The sequence below is a fragment of the Rhizobium sp. Root1204 genome (genome assembly GCF_001424965.1).
GTDB lineage: Bacteria > Pseudomonadota > Alphaproteobacteria > Rhizobiales > Rhizobiaceae > Pararhizobium.
Map to the genome: position 1 here is coordinate 199,694 of NZ_LMCZ01000012.1, position 24,708 is coordinate 224,401.

Sequence of the window (24,708 nt, forward strand, 5' to 3'; positions counted from 1 at the left end):
GAATAGAAACCCGGCCCATGCAAATATCGCATGGGATTTGAAGCCACCAGGATGCGATCGCGTTGCAGGATCCAAGCCAAGACGACAGCCCGAACCCGGAAAACGGCGCCGCACAGGATGACCGTCCGAGGAAGCGCCATATCCTGCTGCGCATCGATTCCTGGATCGATTCGACCGTCTGGAATGCCGGTTTCCGGCTTGGCGTCTGGTGGGAGGACATCACCATCTTCTTCCGCCGTTTTCGCGTTCGCGGCTGGAAGAAGGCTGTGTTCGAGGTGCTTGGCGAAGGCATGACCTGGGGCACGGTTGGCTCGGTGCTGATGCTGGCACTCGCCCTTCCGGCCTTTGAAGACACCAAGGGCAACTGGCGGGCGCAGGGCGATTTCGCCGTTACGTTCCTCGACCGCTACGGCAACGAGATCGGCCATCGCGGCATCATCCACGAGGATTCCGTGCCGATCGATGAACTGCCGGACACGCTGGTCAAGGCGGTGCTTGCCACCGAAGACCGCCGCTTCTTCGATCATTACGGCATCGACTTCCTCGGCCTTGCCCGCGCCATGACCATCAATGCGCGCGCCGGCGGCGTTGTCCAGGGCGGCTCGACGCTCACCCAGCAGCTGGCGAAAAACCTGTTCCTGTCGAACGAGCGCACCATCGAGCGCAAGATCAAGGAAGCCTTCCTGGCCGTCTGGCTCGAATGCAACCTCTCGAAAAAGGAAATCCTGCGCCTCTATCTCGACCGCGCTTATATGGGCGGCGGCACGTTCGGGGCGGCGGCGGCGTCGCAGTTCTATTTCGGCAAGAACATCACCGATATCAATCTGGCCGAAAGCGCCATGCTGGCCGGCCTGTTCAAGGCGCCAGCCCGCTATGCGCCGCATGTCAACCTGCCTGCCGCCCGCGCCCGCGCCAACGAGGTCCTGACCAATCTCGTCCAGGGCGGACTGATGACCGAAGGCCAGGTGATTGCCGCGCGCCTCAACCCGGCAACGGTCATCGACCGCGCCGAAGTCAGCGCGCCGGATTTCTTCCTCGACTGGGCTTTCGACGAAACCAAGCGCATCGCCACCCCCTTCGCCCAGCATTCGCTGGTCGTGCGCACCACCATCGACATGGGCCTGCAGCAGGCGGCGGAAGAATCCGTCGAATCGAGCCTTCGGCAATATGGCGAGACCTACAAGGTCAAGCAGGGCGCCATGGTGATGATCGAGAATGGCGGCCCGGTCCGCGCCATGGTCGGCGGAAGGGACTATGGCGAAAGCCAGTTCAACCGCGCCACCAAGGCGCTGCGTCAGCCGGGCTCGTCCTTCAAGGTCTACACCTATACGGCCGCCATGGAGACGGGCCTGAAGCCGGAATCAACGATCAGCGATGCGCCGATCACCTGGCGCGGCTGGTCGCCGCAGAACTATTCGAAGGGCAGCTATTCCGGCAAGGTGACGTTGCTCACCGCCATCGCCAAATCGATCAACACCGTGCCGGTGCGGCTTGCCAAGGATACGCTCGGCACCGAGATCATCGCCGAAACCGCCAAGAAGATGGGCGTCGAAACGCCGATCCGCACCGATAAGACCATGCCGCTCGGCACGTCCGAAGTCACAGTGCTCGATCAGGCGACGGCCTACGCGGTCTTTCCGGCGGGCGGCCTGCAATCGCGCCGCCACGGTATCAGCCAGATCCTCAATTATGACGGCGATATTCTCTATGATTTCAATCGCGACGAACCGCCCGCCCAGCGCGTTGTCAGCGAGCAGGCCAACGCCTCGATGAACTACATGCTGACCCAGATCCCGGTCATCGGCACGGCCCGCAAGGCAGCCCTCGACAACGGCATCGTCACGGGCGGCAAGACCGGCACGACGCAAGCCTATCGCGACGCCTGGTTCGTCGGCTTCACCGGCGATTACACCACCGCCGTCTGGTTCGGAAACGACGACTATACCTCGACCAACAACATGACCGGCGGCTCGCTCCCCGCCATGACCTTCAAGCGGCTGATGGACTATGCCGAGCAGGGTATCGAGCACCGGGCCATTCCCGGCATCAAAAACCCGCTGCCAGGACCGGATGCGAAGAAGAAGCAAGCGGAAACCGCAGCCGCGAAACCCGCCGACGAAAATGCCCTGCCACCGCTGGTGCGCCCCCGTTCGCTCTCGTCGGAGGTGACCCGGATGCTGAAGTCGCTGGGCGAAAAATTCGATACGGCCCCTGACCTGAAGGTCCCGGCCGAAACTCCCGGCAAGGTCGCTGAACTCGATCCGCAACCGACTGGCACCATCGTCAAAGGAGGCCGGGATGGGAGCCAGTGATGTTTCCATCACGGCGGCGATGGCTGCCCTCCGGCCCAGTCGCCCCCCTCTGTCCCTCCGGGACATCTCCCCCACAAGGGGGGAGATTACCATAGATTTCGCAGGCCACCTGACGGGTGCAGCACTGAACTCGCGACCAATCTCCCCCCTTGTGGGGGAGATGTCACGGAGTGACAGAGGGGGGTATCTTGCCGAACTCCCGAAACCATTCTTTTCCCTCGACACCCCATCAAATCACCGGTAGTCCACGTTGTTCCGCATCCCCCTCCTCGTCGCCCTTGCCCTGTCCGTCGCCTTTGGCGCCGGCATCGTTTCGAGTGTATCGGCGCTGAAGGCGACGGTCGGGTTCGGGGCGATTGCGCTCGGTCCATGGGTGGCTTTTCCGGACGCGCAGACCGAAAACACCGATCCGTATGCGAAGGCGCACCGGGCGCGGGCCGGCAAGCTGCTGTATGGCGGAGCCGAAGGCCTGCAGTTTACCGCTGCCATGGACAGCACCGGCGAGAAGCTGTCCTCCGGCTGCACCTATGATATCGCCGGCATCACCCCGCCTGCCCGTTTCTGGACGCTCTACGCCACCAATGCCAACGACCAGTCGATGAAGACTGACCCGGAACTGCCGTCGGCGATCAACGCCTGGACGGTGCTGCGCCAGCCCGACAGTTCGTTCGTCATCCATGTCTCGCCGGTCGCCCAGCCCGACAACTGGCTGGCAATACGCCGCACCGGCGCCTTCAAACTGGTGCTGACTCTGCTCGACACCCCGACGGCCGGTTCCTCCGGCGTCATCGATCTCGCCATGCCGAAGATCATCAAGACGGGGTGCCCGAATGCGTAGCGCATTTTTCGCCATCCTTGTCGGCCTGGTCGGCGCGGCCCTGCTGCACATCGTCATCATTCTCGCCTTGCCGCAATTTACCGGCAAGGACGCCTATAGCCGGGTGCTCGGCCTCTACGAGATGGATAGCTTCTTCCCGCTGACCAGCGAGCCAGGCCCGACGGGGCTTGCCAATGACGATCCGTTCCTGCGGGTCGCCGTCTGCGGATTTTCGGTGGATGCCGGGCCAGCCCGGTTCGTCGCCAAGGGGGCCGTCCCCTTCTGGTCATTGGCGATCTATGACGCCAATTCCAACGAGATTTTCAGCATGAACGATCATACGGCCGTCAACGGCAACCTTGATCTGGTCATGGCAACACCGATCCAGCTTGTCGATCTCAGAAAGACGCCGCCACCCGCTCTCGCCCAGTCGATCATGGTGGCCATGCCGGACGAGGAGGGATATGCCGTCCTGCGCGCCTTGGCGCCCACGGGCAGCTATGAGGAAACCGTGCGCAACTTCCTGGCCGAATCAAGCTGCGAGCCCTTCCGGCGGTAATATTTGGAGAATGCCCCCGCGCGGCGCGGCCGTACGGTCTTCACCAACGAAATTTCAAAAAATAATTCCAACAGGCGCCAGTCCTCACCGTGAGGTTTCAAACCGGAAAGAATATCAATGCTTCTTTGCCCGGCTGGGGGCTGGTTTCGCCGGCGTGTTGTCCGGGTGACCATCCAGCCGCTCGTAGCGGATGCCGGTAAACAACAGGATCAATGCCTTGCTGGGGACAATCGGCCCCATGGATGGTTTTGGCGGTGCCCGCACAAGGCGGTCCTCCAGTCTGATAATTTCTGCCATGCTCGTCTCCAAAAATGGTTGAGACGGATGAACTACCGTACTGATTTCACCCTGCCCGCTTTGCGGGCCGGCGCGTCCCATAGCCTTTCAGCTTCGGGCATCTGCGCCTTTCTCGTTGCTCCTTCTTCCGGGATTTCCGGATGTCATGCCAGTCTACATGCGAGAATGCCGATGGTATCCACCATCCGCTGTCCGATTGAGCCACACGATAGTTAACAGCTCCTTAACGGTCGCAATCTCAAGTCACGCGAAAAAATCGCCCGTGCCGGCCTCCTCTCAAACGGACATGTCCGGCGCCATCGCACCGGACAATCTTCCTGCCTGCAGGAACCATTATGGACGAACCCCGACCCCGCGGGAGTTTCGAAGGGAACACCCCGTGGCGCTTCTATCTTCGGGCCAGCAGGCCGATCACAAAAGAAACACCGGCAATCGCCAGGAGTGTCGACACGGGCTCCTCGCGAATGCGGTCACGCAGGCGTTCCGTCATTACCTCGACCTCCGAAGCCGCCACCGCCTTGGCGCTACTGCCGATGGCGCTGACCGATTCGGTCAGGCGGGCAATCTCGGCGCGCAGCTCGGCCAGCTGGTTTTCGAGATCGGCTTTTGCCGTACCGGCTTCGATCTCGGCGACATTGGCATCGTTGGAAACAGCTGCGAATTTCTTTTCGACCATGGTCTGGGCTCCTTTTTCAATGTTCCCACAACGCATAAGCCCGGATTTGGTTCCCCTGTTGATCGCACCAAACCACGGTTTCCTGCCGCCCGACCGGTCTTCAATTCACTAACTCCCGCCGCCCGCCATCACGGTGCTGCGCGCCCTTCCCGGCCAAGCGCGGAACGAAGCACGAGCCTTGCGCGTTCCATGGCACGGAACATAGAGCCGGACGCTCCAATCACCTCAAAAAAGACACAAAAACAACGGTGTTTGCAGGAAACCGCGCGCTTGCACTGACCAGCGTCCGCCGGATCGATAGGGATGGAAAACCGATGACACTACCGCGACGATATTCATTGAAATCAGCACTCATGGCGATAGCCGCCACGGCGGCGGCTTTTCTGTTGCCCGCTGCCGCTCAGGCGGCTGAAGGTTTTGCGACGGCGAATGTCAACATGCGCTCCGGTCCCAGCACCCGCTACCCCGCTGTCACCGTCATTCCGGTTGGAACTCCGGTCGAAATTCACGGCTGCCTTGCCGACACGCCGTGGTGCGACGTCTCCTTCTATAACGGCCGCGGCTGGGTCGCTGGCCGTTATGTTCAGGCGCAGTACCAGCAGCGCCGCGTTTACGTCGAGCCGGACTATTACGGCACGCTCGGCATTCCGCTGGTGACCTTCGAAATCGGAAACTACTGGGATCGGTACTATCGCAACCGTGACTTCTACAGGGAGCGGGATTACTACCGCCGCGACCGCGACAGGGACCGCTACAATCCGGATCGCCGGCCACGCCGTGATTACAACACGTACGAGCGCCCGCGTTACAACAATACCGACGGCATCGTCATTGAACGTCCGACACGCGACCGTGACCGGGAACGCATCGAACGCCGCCGTGAGGACAACGCCCGGCAGTTCGAAAATGAACAGAACAATCGGCGGGAACGCGATCGCGAGCGCATTGAGCGCCGCAACTATAATAGCCAACAACAGTTCGAGCGAAATAACAACAATCAGCAGCGGATCGAACGCCGTAATAATAGTCAGCAGCAGATCGAACGCGGGAACGACCGGCCCAGATATCGTGGCGATGGCGGCGGAGGTTGCCGTCCGCGCGACGTGAACTGCAACTAGTTCAATCTAAACGACGACAGAACGGGCGGCATTGCCGCCCGTTCCTGTATTCCCCGGCAACATTGGAACTGAAGAGCGCCCAACCACGCACGCCAATTGTACGGGGATAACCGTGCTTCTCTCCTCCGGTAAACGATATATTAACCACGTCATCCTAATCTCGGATCATCATTCAGCCATGATCGGCAGGGTCGGCATGCTTTCGTCGGCACCAATGTTTTCAGCGCCTTAGCGTCGATGATACTGGTAGCGCCAGCGGCGTTCGAAAACGTCCCCTCCGTCCGTGTCTGAAATTTCGCCACCCTTTCGGACAAGCGGCCATGCCGGCTGTTCGAAATCGGGACAATGTGTTGTGCGTATGAGTGGGTGTATCCGTGGCGGACCGGTTTCGTGAGTTGGAAAGACCGCAGGCAGGGCGGCTGAAGGACGTGGTCCTGATGGCGACCGTGACCGGTTTTGAAGGACTGCGCCGCCCCCGCCGGACCGACCTCAAGCAATTCTCCGAACTGTTCGATCCGCTGTTTTCCGCCTCCAGCGACGAGGCGCGCCGTCAGGCCGCCGCCGCCCTTTCCCAATGCCAGCACCTACCGCCATCGGTGGCATTGCAGATCGGCAATGCACCGATTTCCATTGCCGCGATCTTTCTCACCCGCTCCGCCTCGATCGATGATGCGACACTGCTGCAGGTCATCCGCACCCAGGGGCAAGCACACGCTACCGCCATTGCGCGGCGCGACAATCTCTCGGTTCATGTGGTCGATGCGCTCGTCGAGCGCCGCCAGACCGCCTCTGCCCCGGCAAAGGCAGCAGTTCCTGTCCTGCCTGCCTCTCCCACCCCGCGCACTACAGAAGTATCGCAGCGCCAGCCGGAAGCGACAGCCCAGGACATGACCGCGGCCAAATTGCTGCGCGAGGAAAAGCTGCGCAACGACCTGAAGTCGCTGGCCCGGGCGCCCCAGAAAACCACCGCAGCCCTGCCGGTCATCGAGCCGGTGGATTCCCTGCATGAGGCGCTGCTCGTTCGCTTCGCCCGCTCCGGCGAGGCCAATCTTTTTGCCGCCAGCCTGTCGGCGGCGCTGCGCTCGACCGCAGAATTGGGTGAGCGGATTCTGCTCGATATATCCGGCCAACAGCTCGCCACGACGTTGACGGCGCTGGACATGCACGCCGATGACAGCCTCTTCGTGCTCTGCGCCTTCTACCCGGACCTGACCGAGCGTCTCGGCGGCACCACGCGCGGCGAAGCGCTGCTTGCCTCGCTGAGCTTGGAGACCTGTCGCGTCCGCGTCCAGGCTTGGCTACAGTCGGACCAAAAGGATACCACCGGCCCGGCCGGACATCAGGCCTACCTGTCGCCGGATCGTGGCAACGATCCGCGCCAGACATCTTCGCGGCAGGACCCGGCCCGCGCTTCCGCCGATACCCAGCAGAAGCGGACCTTCGGCCGCGGCCGCTGAGTTTTTACAGGGTCAATTCGGTTTTTCGGTCACAACATCGAACAGATCGCCGCGCGCATCCACTTCGATCTCCACCACCCAGCAATCCGGATCGAACCGGATCTCCCGGGCAATCGCCTGATCGACCGCATCGGCGTCGGCCTCTTCTAGCCGGATCTCAAATAGCCGGCCTGGCGCCGGGTCATCGAAGAAGCTCTGCGGTGCTGGCGCATAGAACGTCTCAGTGCCAATGCGTGACCGCTGCCGGATGAAGATCGCACCGGCTTCGCCTGCCCCCTTGCGCAGCACGGCGGCATAACCGCCAAGGCCAAAGACCCGGCGAACAAGGGCAGACACAAAGATTTCTGATTTCAGGCGCATACACGGCTGATACACTCCACGGAGCCTGGGCGCAAACTCCCCCTGCTCCGCTTACCCGCTCGTCCCGCGCCTAGACCCGGATCGCCAGCCGCAACCCGCCCCAGTGGCGGCCGTTGACGAAGATCGGGGCAGAGATATCCTTCATCAGCACGAAATTCCCGGCCCCCATGTCACGCCGGTAGGTCTGCACCAGAAAAGGCTCGGTACTGCGGCCCGCGGCAAGCCCGACCCGGTCGTTGAACATGCGGCGATTGCGGCAGTTTGCGGTGTTCCAGTCCGTGTCGCCTGCGCGCTGCGGATGGGAAAATTTGCGGTTGTGGGTCGGAAGATAGCCATTCTCGTCGATCGGTGCACAGAAGGCGATGCGCTCGTCGGACGTGGCGACCGGTTCAAGGATGGCCGGCAGAACTCGATCGGTAAACTCGGTAAAGCGAGTGGTCATCTGAGGCGGATTGCTGCCCGCAATCTGCCGGTACTGCCGATCAAACAGCGCATCCATGCTGATACTGCCGGACGCGACATGCCGCTCGAACACCTCTGAAATCGTCGCTGCGACAGCGCAGGCGGTGCGGATATGGGGGCTGTCAGGCGTTTCAAGCCCGGCGCTCGCCGTTACCTGGATGATCTTCTCAGACACCGAAACGACGGCATCGACGCGGGCCGACGCCGTCTGCAGCGCGCCGCTCGACGTATGGATCTCGCCAGCGATATCCGTCAGTTGCTCGGCAAAGGCGGCATATTGCCGGTCAACGGCATCGGTCGTTCCGGTCACAGAGGATGCGCTGTCGAGGATCGCCGACATGACCTGTTCCATGCTGGCAAAGGAGCCTTGGATCTCGCCTGCCTTTTCCTTGACGCCCTTGGCTGAGGCCGAGGCCTGCTCACCTGCCGACGTCAACCGCACGATGCGGCTGCGCAGTTCGCCAAGCGTCTTCTGAATCGAGGCGGTGGTCTGCGATGTCTGCAGCGCGAGGGCGCGCACTTCGGCCGCGACCACGGCAAAACCCTTGCCGGCGTCGCCTGCCCGCGCCGCCTCGATCGCTGCGTTCAGCGCCAGGAGGTTGGTCTGACGGGCGATCGTGCTGATCTCGCCGGCAAAGCGGTCGACTTCCGACAACGCGCCGGAGAAAGACGAGATTTCCGCGCCGATTTCCCGCGTCGTCGCGACCATGTGGTCGATTTCGGCTAGCGAGCCTTGCAGCCGCTGACCCTGCTCGCCCAGCACCGTGCGGGCGCTGGTGGCCGAAGCGTCGGTTTCACGCAGCGAGCGGGCGACCTCGCCATTGGCGGCGGCAATCGAGCGGGCGGTGGCGGTAACGCTGGAAAAGATATCGACATGGCGGGCAGACAGCGCCGCGGCATTCTGGATCGCCCCGGCAATATCGACAAGATCGATGCCAAGACCGGCGGCTTCGCGCGCCATATCGGCGATGACGCGCCCGAGGCCACTGGCGCCCGTATCGCTATCGTCCGCGCCCGGCTGAATTCCGGACACAGGTATGCGCAAAGCCGTCGTCACCATCCCAATTCTCTCCTCAACCCCGCTACAACCTATGCGAACAGGGTTAACGAAGCAAAAACGGGAATTTTAGAGGCATGCAACGGACACGGGAAATTCAGAGAGCGCCGATTTCCTTCATTTTTTTCAGCACCTTGTCGCTTGGCTGGCCGGTTTCGGGCAGCCGGTAGTGCTTTTCGAAATGGCGGATGGCCGAGCGGGTCTGCTCACCGGCGACACCGTCGATCGACACGTCGCTATAGGCAAGGTTGGTCAGACCCTTCTGGATATTCATCACCAGTTCGCTGGAGGCAGGAATATCGACCTTGGGGATATATTGCGGATCGATCTCGGCATTGCGGATTGCCGCTGCGACCGGATCGAGTTCACCCTTGCCACCCTTGACGTTCTCATACGGCCGCTGCGCGGGTTTTGCCGCGGAAGCCGTCTTGCCACCCGTCTGCTGTGCATTGCCCTGTGCGGCGCCTTTTGCCTGCAAGGCTGCCAGCAGCGTTGCGTTTGCCGAGCCCGTCTCCGGACGGCCCGCCTGTTTTTCAAAGCGCAGGATCGCCGCCGAGGTTTTCGGGCCGGTCTTGCCGTCGGCGGGACCGTCGTAGAAGCCCCGGCGCGCCAGTTCCTTCTGGATACCGGCCACAAGCGCTCCGTCGGCCGCAGGTGTCGCTGCAGGCGCAGACTGGATAATCCCGGAAACGGTTTCAGCTTCCGGCTCCGGTTTCGGCTGGTCGATGCTGGCCGTCTGCTCCCCCTCTTCCTCACGCTGGATGACGAAGGTCGTCACCTTACGGGGTGAAAGGCCATCCTCTTCGGCCGCCGCCTTTGCGGTTTGCGGATCGACAAACGGCAGGCGTGTGCGCATGAAGGGTGAAGGATGCGCGCCCGGCTGGTACCACATGGCATTGGCGGCGACGAAACTGAAGGCAACCGCAAACGCCAGCGAGCCGCCGAAGACGCGCGGATTGCGCGACGCCAGGCGGCCGGCGAAGGTCAGGCCGCGCATCGCCAGGCCCGCGGCCATAAGGCCCGCGCCGCGCTGCGCTTTCTTTTTCTTCTCAGGCTGTTTTCGCTTGCGAGCCGTCATGACCAGCACCCCCGTTCATTCCCTCGGCATCCCTCCGGCTCGCTTCCGGAAAGGACTTGCCGTTCGTCTTTACCCGCGTACGCTCCTTCAGGCGCGGCGGAAACTCCACCATTGTCTGTTCCACAGGTTCCTGCTCGTCGATGCCGACAATGCCGGAACCGTCGAGCGCGATCGTTACCGTGATGACGGTGCCCTCGCCCGGACGGCTGCGGATGTTGAATTCTCCGCCATGCAGCGCCACCAGTCCCTTGACCAGCGACAGGCCAAGGCCGGTCCCCTCGTATTTGCGGGTATAGTCGTTCTGGATCTGCACGAACGGCTGTCCGAGCGACGACAGCTTGTTCTCGGCGATGCCAATGCCGGTATCGCTGACGATCAGGTTGAGATTGCTGCCGGCAATTTCTGCGTCGATGGTGACGAGACCGCCGCGATCGGTGAACTTGATGGCATTGCCGACCAGATTGATCAGGATCTGCTGGATCGCACGCTGGTCGGCATTAACCTCTGCAACATTGCGCATGATCCGGCTGGTCAGCTGCACGCCCTTTTCGCGCGCCTGCAGGCCCAGCATCGCTTCGCAGGCGCTGACGGCATCGGCGACCCGGAACGGTTCCGGCATCAGTTCATAGCGGCCAGCCTCGATCTTGCTCATATCGAGCATGGTGTTAACGACCGATAGAAGATGGGCGCCCGACTGGTTGATCAGCGAGACATATTCGCGCTGCCGGTCGTTTTCGAGCTTGCCGAAATATTCCCCCGACAGGATGTCGGAAAAGCCGAGAATGGCATTGAGCGGCGTGCGCAACTCATGGCTGACCGCCGCCAGGAAACGGGTCTTGGCATCGTTGGCGGATTCCGCAAGCCCCGTCTTGTAGATGGCTTCGGCACGCAGCCGCGCCTCTTCGGACACGTCGCGCGACTGGACGAGGATGGCGAATTCGCCGTCGACCTCGCCAAGCGCCGTCATTTCGCAGCGCATGTGGACGAACTGCTCGCCGCCGGCAAAGACGTTGGGATGCTCCAGCCGGATGTCGATGGTCGCCTGGCGATTGCCCTGGCGCAGCGTATCGATGGCCTGCAGAAACAGGATGCGATCGGAGACGTGGATCTGTTCGATGAACCCCCGGCCGCAGGGATTGCGCATCCAGGCCAGATAGGATTCGGCGTCGCGGCCATGCACGGATGTGACCGAGCCGCGGATGTCGTGGATCGTCACCAGACCGGCAAAACAATCATAATGGCGGGCGCCATTATCGATGGGCATTTCCCGGATTTCGACGGCGGCAGGCGTGCGGCCTCGTTGATAGGCAATACCGCCGACGGTTGCGATCAGTGCCGCAGCACCGACTGAAGCCGCGCCGACCGGCAGGGCCAGCGAAACCGGCAAGACAACAGAGAGCGCGAGGGGAACCGTCGGGAACGCAACGAGAGCCGTGGCTGCGACCGCCCGGATAACGGCGAATTCGCGGCTTGCCTCCGGCTCTCCCGCCACCTGGCGGGGCAGCCAAAGGCGCGCGACGTCATCGACACGCGACGCCATCCTGCCAGCAATGTTACGCAATACTCTCAACGTCTGACCCTGTACGCTCGTTCTTTTCCGGAGCCCGTCATGGCTCCATTCTTTATAAGCAAATCATCATGCACGACCGGAAACGGTTTCATTGAACGATCATCTTGCACATCCGAATTTCGCACTGGCGGCTTAATGAAAGGATAAATGAAACTGCGACAAATCCCGCGAAAGGCCTTCAAAGTCCCATTCCGGGACAAATCGCCGGGGCTTTATCTTTTGTGGTTAACGGGGTGTAAGCGCCGGATTTTAGCGGGTTTTTGCTCCCGCGTTAACCTGTGTGGCACCCCCGCCCGCCGTGAGACCCCGCGTTTCGGGGCTTGACCGGAACCGCTTCGCCTTGAACCTTAATAGCGACTGTTAAAATGCACGATAAATGCCATTCAAATGCCGATAATTCAAATTTTATGAAAAGACGGTGCAAATGCCACTGGTTTTGGCAAAGGCATGTTCCGAATCCCTGCCTAAGGTGTGATGACAAGGCGCCAAGGGAGCGAACCCGGCAGAGACCGGACGCAGGTTTGAGCGCCTGACCAAAGGATGGGCAAGACAATGTGGTTTCTGATCAAGGGAACATTCTGGTTTTCGCTGGTGCTGGTGCTCCTGCCGTTTCTCGATCCGGCAAGCACTTCGACACTGGAGCGCGGCCCCAAGGTCGATGTCGGCGATACGGTCTCGGCCGCCACTGAGGCATTCGGCTACATCAGCGCCATCTGCGTCGAAAAGCCGGATGTCTGCGTCAAGGGAACCGAAACCTTCGTCGCACTTGGCCACCGGGCCCGTGAAGGCGCCAAGATCGCCTATCAGTTCCTCGATCAGCAGTTTGCCGAACCGAGCGACGCCGTGACCACCGGCACCGTTGCCGCCGCCCCGCAGCCTACTATCGACGTCACCACCGATCTCGCCACCGCCGAACAGGCCGCCGCGCAGCCGGAGCCCGTCTTCAACAGAATCCCCGTTCCCGAAAAACGCATCGAGCCGAAGGTTTCGGTTGTGCGCTGACACGCACCCGCAGACCACCACGATTTTACAACTGCCTGAACTGCCGATTTTACGGCCGCCGTGAGGAACGCCCACCCCTCACGGCTTTTCTTTTTGCAGTTCTCATTTGCCAATCCATCGCCTATATCAACGGCATGGACCAGTTGCACACATCGCCGATCACCCCGCTTGCCGAAATCATCGACAATTGCGCCTATCTGGACGATTGGCAGGACCGGATGAGCTATGTCATCGAGCTTGGCCGCAAGCTGCCGGAGATGCCGGACGAAAAACGCACGTCTGAAAACAAGGTGCAGGGTTGCGCCAGCCAGGTCTGGCTGGTCACCCATGCCAGCCCGGCGGCAAGCGACCCGATCCTGACCTTCGAGGGCGAATCAGATGCGCATATCGTGCGCGGCCTGGTCGCCATCGTCCTGTCGATCTTTTCCGGGCAGCATGCCTCCGACATCGTCAAGACCGATGCCATCGACCTGTTTAACCGCATGGGACTGATCGAATACCTGACCGCGCAACGCGCCAATGGCCTGCGCTCGATGATCAAGCGGATCAAGGACGAGGCCGCCCGCCAACTGGCCGCCTAAAGCACAATATCGTTCGCCTGCGGGCGATACCCCTCCGCACCCCACGCATGGCTGCGTTTTGCATCCTTGCGTGGTGGCGTATAGTGGCGGGCAAGCGCCATCAGCGCGGTGCGCAGCATCAGCTTGGCCGAGCGCGCAGGCCATTGCCGCTCCCGCTCGACAATTTCCAAGCCCTTCTGGAAGCAGCAGATATCCAGCGCCACACCGCAGAGTTCTGGACCGATCGCCTCCATTGCCTTTCCGACCCGAAACCGCGCCGACATGGCAGAATCGCTGAGATCGGCAGCACCACCCACGCCGCCCCTGGTCTTCGTCGAGAGCCGCGGTTCGTAAACCATGGTCAGCCGTGGCTGCAAATTCGCGCGGGTAAAATCGGCATGCAGCCGCTCACCCGCCGTAATCGCCTCCGGCGGCAGGAAGGGCTGGCCGGATTTCTCTTTCAGCCGCGCGCAAGCACCGAGCGGCGATTCCAGCTGGTTGACCCGAACGGCCTGGCGGACGCCGTCCAGTGCAACGGTCCCGCTCTCGATTTCGCGGTGCTGTTCCTGAAACCCCTCTTCCGGCATCACAAGCGCGCGGCGCAGGAAAGGCAACGCCTCTGCCGTTGCCCGCATGCAACGACCATCAAGGACGACCAGTCCAAGCGAAAGGGCCTGAGCGACCGTGGTTCCGGAAACCGGGCGCGACAACTTGCCCCCGTGCGAACCCTTGCTGTCTGGAACGAGCGTCACGGCCCCCTCTCCGGGCTCCAGCCGGACAGGGGCGTGGGTAACGACAGTGCGAACGAAGCGAACAAGATCCTTTTGCGCGGCGCGTGCGTCCTTTCCGCTTGTGTCAGGCATGGTCGCGTCCTCCCGGTGCACCGAAGAAGCAGGTGACGACGCGCTCCAGCGCGGCGATGAAGTCATCAAAGGCCTGATCGTCGCGCCGGTCCTCGACGACATTGCAGGCATGGCTGACGGTGGTACGGTCGCGGCCGAAGGAATAGCCGATATCGGTCAGCGAAATCTGCAGCACCACATGGCAGACATACATGGAAATCTGCCGGACATGGCAGCTGGTGCGGCGGCGGTCACGCCGGAGCGGCACGCGCTCGCCGACCATCATCACCATCTCCGCCGTCACCTGCCGCACAAGGCGGCACCGGTGGTGGGCGGCAACAGACAGAACCGGGCCCCATGGATCGTCGAGCGTGCCTGAACCGGGCGGCAGGATGGACTGCGTGACCATGCGCGCTCTTGGCGCCGGCAAGGACGGTTTTAGGGACAAGGGCCGATGAAGAAAGTTACTCAGATGCATGGCTCACTCCTCAGATAGGAATTAATTCATACACCCTAGTGTGATTGCGGGGATGAAAGAAAGCGCGCAGCCACAACCATCCGTTGTTTTTCCATGGTTTTCAAGCTTTTTGAGGAAAATAATAGGTTTATTTTCCTCGCCTTCATTTTTTAGCGTCACCGTTGGAGACAAAAAAGCCGGTCTGTGGGAGCCAGACCGGCTTGGAAATTTTACCGCTGATATCCGCGTAACTTACTTGGCGCGGCGCTTGCGGCGCTGGCCGAGGCCCATTTCCTTGGCGAGACGCGAACGCGCTTCGGCATAGGCCGGAGCGACCATCGGATAGTCTGTCGGCAGGTCCCATTTCTCGCGGTATTCTTCCGGCGACAGGGTGTGATGGGTCATCAGGTGGCGCTTCAGCGACTTGAACGTGCCACCGCACTCCAAACAGGTAATCTGGTCATCCTGAACCGACTTGCGCACCGATACGGCAGGCTTCGGCTTTTCGATCACTACAGCGACAGGAGCCGGGCTGCTCGTGTTGTTCAGCGCAGCATGCACATCACCGATCAGCGTCGACAGTTCGGCGACCGGCACGACATGATTGCTGACATAGGCGGCAACGATCTCGGCGGTCAATTCAACCAGTAGATCATGGCCCGAGCCAAGCGGTAGATCCGTCATTTTTTCTTTCTCCTATCGGAATCACTTCAAACGCGCCCGCGACGGGTTTATCGCGAGCACAACCAAACCATTTTGAGAAAGTGCCCGAACATCACGTTTCCCGCCGAGCCAGATGCACTTTGCTTCTGACAGCGACAGAAAACCACGAGAACCGTATAATACTCCTAATTCTTAGGGATTGGAATCCGTTACCAAAGCGCCGGGACAACCCTGCGCCTCAAAGCAACAATCAATAGTCACAACCCATGCTGGAATTTCAGGATGAAGTAATACGAAAATGGACACTTTGCCTTTACTCGATTAGCATCGATCAGGCAAAAGTCCAACCATAATTTATGCGAGATTTAGCCTCTTGATCTTTAAGAGTCGCGCATATCGCCGCGCAAGCGGAAACATTACGATACATCCGGCCGCAGAGGCTGTGCAGCTTGGCAAGTAATTGGCATTTTACTTGGTATTAACCACATTGTTTCCAGCATTACCAAGAACCGGCCGGTAGACATTCTAGGGAGAAACCCCGGTGTGCGGCATAGTAAGCCGACGCACCCGATCAGAATCGCCCGGACGCATGCATCGCGGCAGAATGCGTTCGATTAAAGGCACGGCGTATCAGAGGCTACGCGATTTCTGCGGAGACGGCTGCGGCATCTGGTCCGTCACCGACAGATTGGTCAGACGATACCCGGCCTGATGGGCGGCCTTGGCAAGCAAATGGGCCGAGAGCGGCGCAGTCAGCAGGAAGAAGGCGAAACCGGCGAGCGCGCGCAGCAGGATGGCGATATCCATCGCGTGGATACCGGCGGCAAGCAGCAACAGACCGGAGCCGATCGTCCCCGCCTTGGAGGCTGCGTGCATGCGCGTGTAGAGATCGGGGAAACGCAGCACACCCAACGCTGCCAGAACGCTGAACAGCGAGCCGATCACCAGGAGCGCGCTGACCACGAGCACCATCGCCATATCGGGATCAGTTGCCATTACCGCCCCACCTTCTTGTTGCGCCGGACCGGCTTGACGCGCTTCGCCTTCTGCGCCGCTGGAAGCGGGCGCCCTGCCCCACCTTGCTTTTCCGGAGAAAGCCCCCGCGCCAGGATGAACCGCGCAAAGGCGACCGTTGCCAGGAAGCCGACAAGGCTGAGCGCAATGGCGATATCGACATAGAGATTGAAGCCGCTCTTGATGGCAAGGACTGCGATCAGGCCGATGGCGATCGCCACCAGCATGTCGAGACCGAGCACCCGGTCGGGCAAGGTTGGTCCGCGCAGGATCCGCACCACCGTCAGCAATAGGCCAAGCGACAGCGCGGCAAGCGCGAAATAGATCGAAGAAGACAGGATGGCGGCGGCGCTCATAGCGGAAAGGCCTCCCGAATGCGGCGTTCGAAGCCGGTGGAAATCGCCCGCTTCTCAGCCGCCGGATCATGGCAATCAAGCGCGTGGACATACAGCGTCTTGCGGTCTTCCGAGACATCGACCGACAAAGTGCCGGGTGTCAACGTGATCAGGTTGGCAAGCAGCGTGATTTCGAAATCGCGCGTCAACGTCAACGGAAAGGCGAAAATGCCCGGCCGCAACTGCATATCGGGCCGAATGACGAGAAGCGCCACCTTGATCGCCGAGAGCGACAACTCCTTGAAGAAGACAGCGGTCAGGACCAAGAGCTTGACGGGATTGACGCGGTGACGGGCAGCGGCAAACTGTTCGCGCACCAGACACAGCGACAGCGCGCCCACGGCAAGACCCAGCAGCAGGTTGGGAATGGTGAAACTGCCCGACACGGCCGCCCAGGTCAGCATCAACAACACGTTGACCATGAGGAATGTCATGACGCACCTCCCGCCGGAAAGACCGAATTGAGATAGGCGGATGGCTCGCTGAGCGTCGATGCTGCCTGCTGGACGAGGTTGAGCAGGGTTTCGGGAAGGAGCCCGATAAGAATGCTCAGTGCCGTCAGGACCAGGAGCGGCAACAGGGCGGTGAATGCCAGCGGCTGCGGCACTGCCGCCGCCGGCGCATCAGCTGGTCGCCAATAGGAAAGCAGGAACACCCGGCCCGTGGCAATCGTGGTGAGAAAGCCGGACAAAAGCAAGATGGCCGCCAGCCACGAAACACCTCCATCGATGGCAGCCTTGACCAGCATCACCTTTGGCCAGAAGCCGGAAAACGGCGGCAGGCCGGACACCGAGAAGAACAGCATCAGCGACAGCGCCGTAAACAGCAGATAGTGACGGTAGAGTCCACCGGCGGGCCCGAGCGAAAAATCGCCACTCAACCGGGCGGCAAGACCGGCTGCCAGATAGAGCGCCGTCATCACCAGCATGGAATGCAGCGCATAGAAAATCACCCCACCGATCGCCTCCGGCCCGCCGATGGCGATACCGGCCAGCATGGCGCCGATACCGGAGATGACGAGATAACCGAGCAGACGTCGGGTATCGTTTTGCGCCAGCGCCCCCAGCGAACCGGTGAGCATGGTCAGCGCCGCGACAATCGCCAGCGCAAGGCTCAACTGTTCAATCTCGGCCGGAAACAGCATGACCCCGACACGGATCAGGGCATAGATGCCGACCTTGGTCAGCAGGCCGGCAAACAGCGCCGACACGACAATGCGCGGCGTATGATAGGAGGCCGGCAGCCAGAAATTCACCGGGAACGCCGCCGCCTTCATCGAGAAGGCGAGAAGATAGAGCGCCGTCAGCGTCACCAGCGGCGCTTGCGCCTGCAAGCCCGGGGCCTTGGCCGCGATGTCGGCCATGTTGAGCGTGCCGAAGATGCCGTAGAGATAACCGGTGGTGATCAGGAACAACGTAGTGGCAACGAGGTTGAGAAAACCGTATTTCACCGCGCCATCGATCTGCTCGCGCTCGCCCCCCAGCACGAGAAGCCCGAAGGACGAGATCAAAAGCACCTCGAACCAGACATAGAGGTTGAAGACGTCGCCGGTCAGAAACGCGCCGCTAACACCCGCCATCAGCAGCAGCAGGAAAGGGTAAAAACCGTAGCGCCTGCCGCTGGCATTGACATCGTCGATGGCGGCGGCCGCACCGACCAGCGCCACCACGGCCGATGTCAGCGCAAACAGCGCACCGGTCAGATCAACCGTGAACGCGATGCCGAACGGCGGCAGCCAGCGGCCCATAACCATCGTCACCGGCCCGCCTTGCGCGACATGCCACAGAAGGGCGGCATCGAGCAGGACAAGAACGGCAAGCCCGGCGATCGCCACCAGCGGCTGCGCCACGCCCTTGTGGCGGATCATCATCAGGATCGCGCCGATCGAAATGCACCAGGCGACCGGCAGTATCACCAGCCAGTCGAGCGCTGCCACCGGCTGAAGAACCAGGGCTGCGGAGAGATCGGCAGGGGAAGAGGAAGCGGCCATGTCTGTCAGTATCCGAGCGGCGGCGGCTGGACATCGTCCGGCTCGGCCACGCGCATAATATCGGTGTTGTCCGTTCCAAGAACGCTGTAGGCGCGCCAGGACAGCACCAAAAGGAAAGCGAAGAACGAAAAGGAAATGACGATTGCCGTCAGGATCAGTGCCTGCGGCAGCGGATTGGCGGTCACACCGGCGGGAACATCCAGCCCCGCCCCAATCACCGGCGGTACCTCGCGCAGGATACGGCCGCTGGTGAAGAGCAGAAGGTTGACCGCATTGCCGAGAATGGCAACGCCGAGCAAGATGCGGATGATGAACTTCGACAACAGCAGGTAAACGGCAACGGCGAGGAAAATGCCGGTCAGAACGGCGAAAACAGGTTCCATCAGTCTTCCCCCCTTTCCTCGAGCGACAGGGCAATCGAGGTGACCGCGCCGACCACGACCAGATAGACGCCGATATCGAAAGTCATCACGCTCGACAGCGGAATCTCTTCGCCGAAAACCACCGGATAGACCCACAGCCCGGTCATGAACGGTACATGGAAAACCATCGACAACAGGCCGGACAATGTCGCCAGCAGCAGCCCGGCCCCGGCGATCGACAGCGGATGAAAGACGATGGCGCGCCGCACCGTCTCGCCGCCAAAGGCGATGCCATAGATCGACAGGGCGGCAACGGCGATCAGGCCGCCGATGAAGCCTCCGCCCGGCTCATTATGGCCGCGCAGCAGCACGAAGATCGAGAACAGCATCATGACGCTGGTGATGACTGGCGTAATGGTCCGGAAGATCAGCGATTTCATCGGCCGGCCTCCTCCGCGTCGGGATCATTGTCGGCGATGCGGCGCATCGATCCGGCCCGCAGGCGCACGAGCGACAGAATGGCCAGCCCGGCGATCATCACCACGGCAATCTCGCCCAGCGTATCGGTGCCGCGGAAGTCGACGATGATGACGTTGACGATATTGGCGCCGTGGGCGATGGTTTTCGAATATTGCGCGAAGAAATCAGACAACGCCGTGTCGAACGGCACCTGTGTCACCTTGAGCAACAGCAGCCCGGCGCCCAGCCCGCAGGCAATGGCGATCGCTGCATCCGGCAGGGTCTCGCGGAACGGACGATGATCGGACGGCGACAGCCTCAACCGTGTCATCACCAGCGCAAGGATCACCACCGCCAGCGTTTCGATCATGAACTGGGTGAAGGCCAGATCCGGCGCGCCGTAGAGCAGGAAGATGACCGCGACCGAGAAGCCCTGAATGCCGAGCGAGACGATTGCCGTCAGCCGGTCCTTGGCGAGAACGACGGCAAATAGGCCGATCACCGCGATGACCATGATCGCCAGTTCGTGCAGAGGAATGGACGGGAAGACCGGCGCCAGCGCCAATTCGCCGAAGACGAACGGCGGCACGAGCAGAACGGCCGCAATCGCTGTGAAAGTCATGGTCATGTAACTGTCCAGCCTGCCATTCTGCAGCCGCCGGGTCACGGCGAAGGAAAAGCGCACGAGACCGCGGATAGCCTGATCGAAGCCACGGTCCGGCCCCCAGCCGATCCAGGCGAGAACGGACGCGACGCCTGCCCTCACCCGCGCCAGGCCAAGGTAAAGTGCAATACCGATAACGCCGGTGATGCCGGACAGTGCCAGCGGAACGCCGATATGCGGCACAAGCGAAATGGTGATCACGCGCGGCTCGCCGGCGATAGCGGATGCCATCGGGGTGGAGATCAAGGCGTGTCCGGCCGCCGATAGCACGGCCGCGACGAGACCGGCCAGCGCCAGCACGGCCGGGCCAAGCCAGAGCAGCACCGGTGCTTCATGCGGGTGCTTTGGCGTTGCCACCAGCTTTCCGGAAAACGGCTTCAGCGCCACAGCGAAGGCGATGGCAAACATCAGCGCGTTGCCGGTGATCACAAGAACCGCAAAAACGATCGAACGAGGATCAGACGACGACAGAGCGGCATAAACCTCTTCCTTGGCCAGAAAGCCGAAGAAAGGCGGCAGGCCGCCCATCGAGATGGCGGCAGCAAGCGCAATTGCGAATGTCAGCGGCATAGCAGTGCGCAGCCCGCCGAGACGGGTAACATCGCGGGTGCCGGTCTCGTGATCAATGATGCCCGCCACCATGAACAGGGCGCCCTTGAACAGCGAATGCGCAACGAGATAGAGCACCGCCGCCTCGATGGCATAGGGCACGCCGAAACCGGTTAGCATCACCAGAAGGCCGAGCGACGACATTGTCGTATAGGCGAGCATCAGCTTCAGGTCCGTCTGGCGCACCGCGAGAAGCGCGCCGATGACGAGGGTCGCGGCACCGAATACCGGCAGAATAAGCTGCCACTCCGGCGTATCCCCCAGCACGGGGTTGAGCCGCATCAACAGATAGACCCCGGCCTTCACCATGGTCGCCGAATGCAGGTAGGCGGAAACCGGTGTCGGCGCTTCCATGGCGTTCGGCAGCCAGAAATGGAACGGAAACTGCGCCGATTTGGTGAAGGCGCCGCCCAGCACCAGTACGAGCGCTGCGAGATAAAGCGGGCTTGCCTTGACCATCGGACCAAGAGACATCAGCGCCGAGAACTGGGTAACACCGGAAATGTTCCAGAGCACGATCAGACCGGCGAGCAGAAACAGCCCGCCGCCGCCGGTAACGACCAGCGCCTGGAAGGCGGCACGGCGCGCGGCTTCGCGATGATGGTCAAAGCCGATCAGCAGGAACGACGTGATCGACGTCAGTTCCCAGAAGACGAACAGCATCAGGAAGCTGTCGGACGCGACGAGGCCGAGCATCGACCCCATGAACATCAACAGGAACGAGAAGAACCGGCCCTGATGCGCATGGCCCTTCAGATAGCCACCGGCATAAAGAACGATCAGCGCGCCGATGCCCGAGATCAGCAGGATGAAACTCAGCGACAGGCCATCGATCAGCCACGAAAACCGGACATTGAAGGACGGCACCCAGGTGTAGCCGCCGGTGATGGGGGTGCCTTGCGCGATTTCCGCCGTAAAACCGGCAAAATGGACAAAGATCGCCGCCGGTATGAGGGCCAGTACCCAGGCGGCATTGTGGCCAAGCATTCGTGTCAGCAAAGGCGCAAAAAGCGCCCCCAGGAAAGGAAGGCAGAGGGCCAGAAATGTCAGGTCGGTGACATTCATGGGTCAGCAGGTTCCTTTCGTGGATAGATGGCGAAAAGCGGGAACGGCGGCAAAGAATGCCGCAGCGTCTACCGTTGGGAATAAGGCAAGCGATGGGTAAACTCAAGGTTACGACGGGATATACAAGCCCTTGTGCCCAGTTGCTGACGCAAAACACTCACGGCATCCAGATACCAATTTTAACGCCGGGCCAGTAACGGCAATTGCCGCAGTGCAAGTTCGTCCTATGTCCTGCGCCATAACGTCACGGAGAGGCCGATGAACGAGAAAAACACCCTGAAAGTCGAGAAAACCGATACCGAATGGCGGGAGCTTTTGACCCCGGAGCAATACCGGATCACCCGGCAGCACGGCACCGAGCGCGCTTTCTCAAGCCCGGATTTCGAAATCAGCAAAACAGGCACCTATCGCTGCGTCTGCTGCAACCGGCCGCTCTATCGTTCGCAGACGAAATTCGATTCCGGAACGGGGTGGCCAAGTTTCTTCGAGCCGATATCCATGGAAGCGGTGACGGAGCATCACGACGTCTCCTATGGGCTGAGCCGGACGGAAATTCGTTGCGCCGATTGTGACGCCCACCTCGGCCATGTCTTTCCCGACGGTCCGCCGCCGACCGGCTTGCGTTATTGCATGAATGGTGTTGCGCTGACATTCGAGCCGACTTAGTCGGCCGATGGAGAAATGGAGAAACAGTTTTGAGATATGCGTTGCTGCTGATCGCCAGCTTTTGGGCCGCAATCCCCGTTCTGGCGGCGGACGGGTGGGTCCGTTATTCAAATCCGCGCTTCGACTACAGCGCTGACGTGCCGCCCGGTTTCACATTGGCGCAGGAAAGCGACAATGGCGATGGCGCAACATTTGAATCAAGGGACGGTGCCAGGTTGTTGATTTTCGGCGCTTTTGTCGAAGAGGGGGCATTCGCTGCCGATATCCGGCAACGCATGGCGTGGGACATGCAGGAAGGCTGGCACATTACCTATGAAAAAGTGACACCAGGATGGGCCAGTTATTCCGGTGCCAAAGGTAGCGATATTCTGTATTCCCGCGCCGTCGCTTTATGTGACGGGAGTGCTGCCTATTTCCAGCTGACATATCCGCGCAAAGCACTGAAGGCCTATAACAACCTTGTCGGCCGCATGGCCAAATCCCTGCGCCCCGCGACCGGATGCAATCAGGCGCCGGCATCGGCACCGGGCGCTGCGCCGAATTGAAAGGGGTCAGGCCCATAACAGAGAGATTTTTATGAACCATTTCGTGGTGATTTCAGGCTGCTCGGGCGGTGGCAAGTCCACCTTGCTTGCAGCGCTTTCCGCTCGGGGATATGCCGTTGTCGAGGAACCGGGCCGGCGCATTGTCGAAGACGAGGCGAAGGGCAACGGATCTGCCCTGCCCTGGGTCAACATGACCGCCTTTGCCCGCCGCGCCGTCGCGATGGCACTTGAGGACCGGAATGCCGCTGGTAGATACCAAGGCTGGGTGTTCTTCGACAGGGGGCTGGTCGATGCCGCCGCAGCACTCGAACACGTTACCGGCGAACCGGCATTGGCGAAGTTCTGTCAGGCGCATCGTTATCACAAACGGGTTTTCCTGGTGCCGCCCTGGCCGGAGATTTATGTGACCGATCCCGAGCGGCGGCACGGCCTCGATGCGGCGGTGGCGGAATACGACCGCCTCCTCAGAGCCTATAGCCTGCTTGGCTATGACATCTGCATCCTGCCGAAGACCGGCATTGCCGAACGGGCGGATTTTGTTTTGCAGACGCTCGCGGCTGACGAACCAGCACTGTAACAAATCGCTACCAGAACCTTGAGCCTGCGACACTCAAGCAGCAGCCCGCGCGCTACGCCGCTGGCGGAACTCCCCTCACCTTTCACTCACGCCCGGATTGCGCCGGGTGTATACTTGCGCCGTCTATCGCAGCGGCGTCCACCGCTCTGGCGGCAGGACCGCATAACATTGGCGGGAGTTGAACAATGGCACGCGTTGAATCCGGGCTTGGCGAAGAGGCCGCTCCCCTGCGAGCGGACAATCCCTTTCTGGTCGAGGCTCCGTCGCAGGCGCCGGCGTTGACGGGTTATTTTGCGTCGGTCCTGATGACTGCCGCCGCCACGGTCGTGGCTGTCGGCCTCGACAGCGGCATCAGCATCCCGAACGTCTCGCTCGTCTTTGTCATACCCGTGATTATCGCCGGCGTTTCCTTCGGGCTCGGAGCCTCCGTCTGCTCGGCGATCCTGGGCGCGCTCGCCTACAACTTCTTCCTGACCGAACCGCGCTACACGCTGGCGGTCAACGACCCGGCCAATATCTGGGCAATCGTCCTGCTCTTTTTCGTCGGACTGATCGTCAGCAGCGTCGCCTTCACCTCGCGCCGCAGAGCGATCAACGCGGCGCAGCTGACGAAACAGGCCACTCTGCTGCAAGACTATAGCCGCGATATCGGCGCGGCCGGCGACGCCAAGGCTGCCGTTTCCATCACCTCCGGGACACTGACGGCATTGTTCGGCGCCCCCGCTGTGGTGATCCTCATGGCCGGGAATGACCTTGTGCCGGTCAACAATCTCGACGGCGCGGAGCTTCAGGCCGCCGATCTCGATGCGGCGCGGGCGTCACTGGCGATGGGATCTGTGGCACGAGCGGGTGTCTATCCGGCCGTGGCCTCGCGGTTTGATTTCTGGCCTGTGCCCACGGTTGTGGGCCAGAGCGCCGTCATCGGGATCGCCTTTGCGACGGACCAGCGGCCTTTGTCCCCCGATACGTCTGTCGATATCATTGCGCGCATTCTGGGCCTGGCGCTCGATAACCAGCATTTGCGGGCTGCCCGCAACGCGCCACAGGCGGATTGAGCTGGCCGCCCAAACCGTTA

At 61.3% G+C, this 24,708-nt stretch carries 27 protein-coding genes; 11 read left to right on the forward strand and 16 right to left on the reverse strand.

All coding sequences use genetic code 11. The annotated features are described in order from the left end of the window. The first annotated feature begins 62 nt into the window (after window positions 1-62). The 3 genes from ASC96_RS14075 to ASC96_RS14085 all read left to right on the forward strand — a co-directional run bounded on the left by ASC96_RS14075 (window position 63) and on the right by ASC96_RS14085 (window position 3,688). The gene (locus tag ASC96_RS14075; protein ID WP_060503671.1) at window positions 63-2,312 is read left to right on the forward strand and encodes a transglycosylase domain-containing protein; all 2,250 of its coding nucleotides are present in this window, start codon (window positions 63-65) and stop codon (window positions 2,310-2,312) included. A gap of 250 nt (window positions 2,313-2,562) precedes the next feature. Then, window positions 2,563-3,150 carry a DUF1214 domain-containing protein gene (locus ASC96_RS14080; RefSeq protein ID WP_060503672.1) on the forward strand — a complete coding sequence of 196 codons (588 nt, stop codon included), beginning with the start codon at window positions 2,563-2,565 and terminating at the stop codon, window positions 3,148-3,150. Beyond that, complete coding sequence (locus tag ASC96_RS14085; protein WP_060503673.1) at window positions 3,143-3,688, forward strand: hypothetical protein; 546 nt, start codon at window positions 3,143-3,145, stop codon at window positions 3,686-3,688. The genes ASC96_RS14080 and ASC96_RS14085 overlap by 8 nt, the downstream gene beginning before the upstream one ends. Before the next feature lie 114 nt (window positions 3,689-3,802). On the opposite strand, the gene ASC96_RS14090 is transcribed toward ASC96_RS14085, so the two are convergent. Continuing rightward, window positions 3,803-3,985 carry a hypothetical protein gene (locus tag ASC96_RS14090; protein ID WP_112834541.1) on the reverse strand — a complete coding sequence of 61 codons (183 nt, stop codon included), beginning with the start codon at window positions 3,983-3,985 and terminating at the stop codon, window positions 3,803-3,805. 388 nt (window positions 3,986-4,373) lie between these two features. Continuing rightward, on the reverse strand, window positions 4,374-4,661 hold the full coding sequence (locus ASC96_RS14095) for a hypothetical protein (RefSeq protein WP_060503675.1): 288 nt from the start codon (window positions 4,659-4,661) through the stop codon (window positions 4,374-4,376). Between the two features lie 338 nt (window positions 4,662-4,999). On the opposite strand from ASC96_RS14095, the gene ASC96_RS14100 reads away from it, so the two are divergent. Continuing rightward, window positions 5,000-5,779 carry an SH3 domain-containing protein gene (locus ASC96_RS14100; RefSeq protein WP_060503676.1) on the forward strand — a complete coding sequence of 260 codons (780 nt, stop codon included), beginning with the start codon at window positions 5,000-5,002 and terminating at the stop codon, window positions 5,777-5,779. Window positions 5,780-6,153: 374 nt separating this feature from the next. Beyond that, window positions 6,154-7,236 carry a DUF2336 domain-containing protein gene (locus ASC96_RS14105; protein ID WP_060503677.1) on the forward strand — a complete coding sequence of 361 codons (1,083 nt, stop codon included), beginning with the start codon at window positions 6,154-6,156 and terminating at the stop codon, window positions 7,234-7,236. A gap of 12 nt (window positions 7,237-7,248) precedes the next feature. On the opposite strand, the gene ASC96_RS14110 is transcribed toward ASC96_RS14105, so the two are convergent. The 4 genes from ASC96_RS14110 to ASC96_RS14125 form a co-directional block, all read right to left on the reverse strand. Continuing rightward, window positions 7,249-7,596: a DUF1491 family protein gene (locus ASC96_RS14110; RefSeq protein WP_060503678.1), complete on the reverse strand. Its 348-nt coding sequence runs from the start codon at window positions 7,594-7,596 to the stop codon at window positions 7,249-7,251. A gap of 70 nt (window positions 7,597-7,666) precedes the next feature. Beyond that, window positions 7,667-9,118 carry a methyl-accepting chemotaxis protein gene (locus ASC96_RS14115; protein WP_060503679.1) on the reverse strand — a complete coding sequence of 484 codons (1,452 nt, stop codon included), beginning with the start codon at window positions 9,116-9,118 and terminating at the stop codon, window positions 7,667-7,669. Window positions 9,119-9,212: 94 nt separating this feature from the next. Next, window positions 9,213-10,193, reverse strand: a complete 981-nt coding sequence (locus tag ASC96_RS14120; protein WP_060503680.1) for a peptidoglycan-binding domain-containing protein — start codon at window positions 10,191-10,193, stop codon at window positions 9,213-9,215. Beyond that, window positions 10,165-11,763 (reverse strand): ATP-binding protein, encoded by a 1,599-nt coding sequence (locus tag ASC96_RS14125; RefSeq protein WP_164491953.1) that lies wholly within the window; start codon window positions 11,761-11,763, stop codon window positions 10,165-10,167. Before ASC96_RS14125 ends, ASC96_RS14120 begins: the two co-directional genes overlap by 29 nt. A 552-nt stretch (window positions 11,764-12,315) precedes the next feature. Here ASC96_RS14125 and ASC96_RS14130 point away from each other — a divergent pair. Continuing rightward, window positions 12,316-12,765 (forward strand): DUF5330 domain-containing protein, encoded by a 450-nt coding sequence (locus ASC96_RS14130; RefSeq protein WP_060503824.1) that lies wholly within the window; start codon window positions 12,316-12,318, stop codon window positions 12,763-12,765. Window positions 12,766-12,923: 158 nt separating this feature from the next. Next, window positions 12,924-13,346, forward strand: coding sequence for a SufE family protein (locus ASC96_RS14135; protein ID WP_082512073.1), 423 nt, complete (start codon window positions 12,924-12,926; stop codon window positions 13,344-13,346). Here the strand turns inward: ASC96_RS14135 and ASC96_RS14140 are convergent. The 10 genes from ASC96_RS14140 to ASC96_RS14185 form a co-directional block, all read right to left on the reverse strand. Further along, window positions 13,343-14,188 (reverse strand): DUF6456 domain-containing protein, encoded by an 846-nt coding sequence (locus tag ASC96_RS14140; RefSeq protein ID WP_060503683.1) that lies wholly within the window; start codon window positions 14,186-14,188, stop codon window positions 13,343-13,345. The two genes, ASC96_RS14135 and ASC96_RS14140, sit on opposite strands and share 4 nt — an antisense overlap. Then, window positions 14,181-14,459, reverse strand: coding sequence for a helix-turn-helix domain-containing protein (locus ASC96_RS14145; RefSeq protein WP_060503825.1), 279 nt, complete (start codon window positions 14,457-14,459; stop codon window positions 14,181-14,183). The genes ASC96_RS14140 and ASC96_RS14145 overlap by 8 nt, the downstream gene beginning before the upstream one ends. Window positions 14,460-14,876: 417 nt before the next feature. Beyond that, window positions 14,877-15,308: a MucR family transcriptional regulator gene (locus ASC96_RS14150; RefSeq protein ID WP_060503684.1), complete on the reverse strand. Its 432-nt coding sequence runs from the start codon at window positions 15,306-15,308 to the stop codon at window positions 14,877-14,879. 609 nt (window positions 15,309-15,917) lie between these two features. Then, window positions 15,918-16,265, reverse strand: coding sequence for a monovalent cation/H(+) antiporter subunit G (gene mnhG / locus ASC96_RS14155; protein WP_060503826.1), 348 nt, complete (start codon window positions 16,263-16,265; stop codon window positions 15,918-15,920). 17 nt (window positions 16,266-16,282) lie between these two features. After that, on the reverse strand, window positions 16,283-16,657 hold the full coding sequence (locus tag ASC96_RS14160; protein ID WP_060503685.1) for a cation:proton antiporter: 375 nt from the start codon (window positions 16,655-16,657) through the stop codon (window positions 16,283-16,285). After that, a complete protein-coding gene (locus tag ASC96_RS14165) occupies window positions 16,654-17,130 on the reverse strand; it encodes a Na+/H+ antiporter subunit E (RefSeq protein ID WP_060503686.1) in 477 nt (158 codons plus the stop codon). Before ASC96_RS14165 ends, ASC96_RS14160 begins: the two co-directional genes overlap by 4 nt. Beyond that, window positions 17,127-18,686 carry a Na+/H+ antiporter subunit D gene (locus ASC96_RS14170; RefSeq protein WP_060503687.1) on the reverse strand — a complete coding sequence of 520 codons (1,560 nt, stop codon included), beginning with the start codon at window positions 18,684-18,686 and terminating at the stop codon, window positions 17,127-17,129. The genes ASC96_RS14165 and ASC96_RS14170 overlap by 4 nt, the downstream gene beginning before the upstream one ends. Before the next feature lie 5 nt (window positions 18,687-18,691). Further along, window positions 18,692-19,069, reverse strand: a complete 378-nt coding sequence (locus ASC96_RS14175; RefSeq protein ID WP_060503688.1) for a Na+/H+ antiporter subunit C — start codon at window positions 19,067-19,069, stop codon at window positions 18,692-18,694. Next, the gene (locus ASC96_RS14180; RefSeq protein WP_060503689.1) at window positions 19,069-19,488 is read right to left on the reverse strand and encodes a Na(+)/H(+) antiporter subunit B; all 420 of its coding nucleotides are present in this window, start codon (window positions 19,486-19,488) and stop codon (window positions 19,069-19,071) included. Before ASC96_RS14180 ends, ASC96_RS14175 begins: the two co-directional genes overlap by 1 nt. Further along, window positions 19,485-21,845, reverse strand: a complete 2,361-nt coding sequence (locus ASC96_RS14185; protein ID WP_060503690.1) for a putative monovalent cation/H+ antiporter subunit A — start codon at window positions 21,843-21,845, stop codon at window positions 19,485-19,487. Before ASC96_RS14185 ends, ASC96_RS14180 begins: the two co-directional genes overlap by 4 nt. 258 nt (window positions 21,846-22,103) lie before the next feature. Here ASC96_RS14185 and msrB point away from each other — a divergent pair, with 258 nt between their 5' ends. The 4 genes from msrB (at window position 22,104) to ASC96_RS14205 (ending at window position 24,688) form a co-directional block, all read left to right on the forward strand. Then, window positions 22,104-22,511, forward strand: coding sequence for a peptide-methionine (R)-S-oxide reductase MsrB (gene msrB, locus ASC96_RS14190; protein WP_060503691.1), 408 nt, complete (start codon window positions 22,104-22,106; stop codon window positions 22,509-22,511). Window positions 22,512-22,540: 29 nt separating this feature from the next. Then, on the forward strand, window positions 22,541-23,056 hold the full coding sequence (locus ASC96_RS14195) for a hypothetical protein (protein WP_060503692.1): 516 nt from the start codon (window positions 22,541-22,543) through the stop codon (window positions 23,054-23,056). A 31-nt stretch (window positions 23,057-23,087) separates the two neighbouring features. Continuing rightward, entirely contained in the window at window positions 23,088-23,633 is a 546-nt protein-coding gene (locus ASC96_RS14200; RefSeq protein WP_060503693.1) for an AAA family ATPase, read from the forward strand. 185 nt (window positions 23,634-23,818) lie between these two features. Then, entirely contained in the window at window positions 23,819-24,688 is an 870-nt protein-coding gene (locus tag ASC96_RS14205; RefSeq protein WP_060503694.1) for a DUF4118 domain-containing protein, read from the forward strand. Window positions 24,689-24,708: the final 20 nt, after the last annotated feature.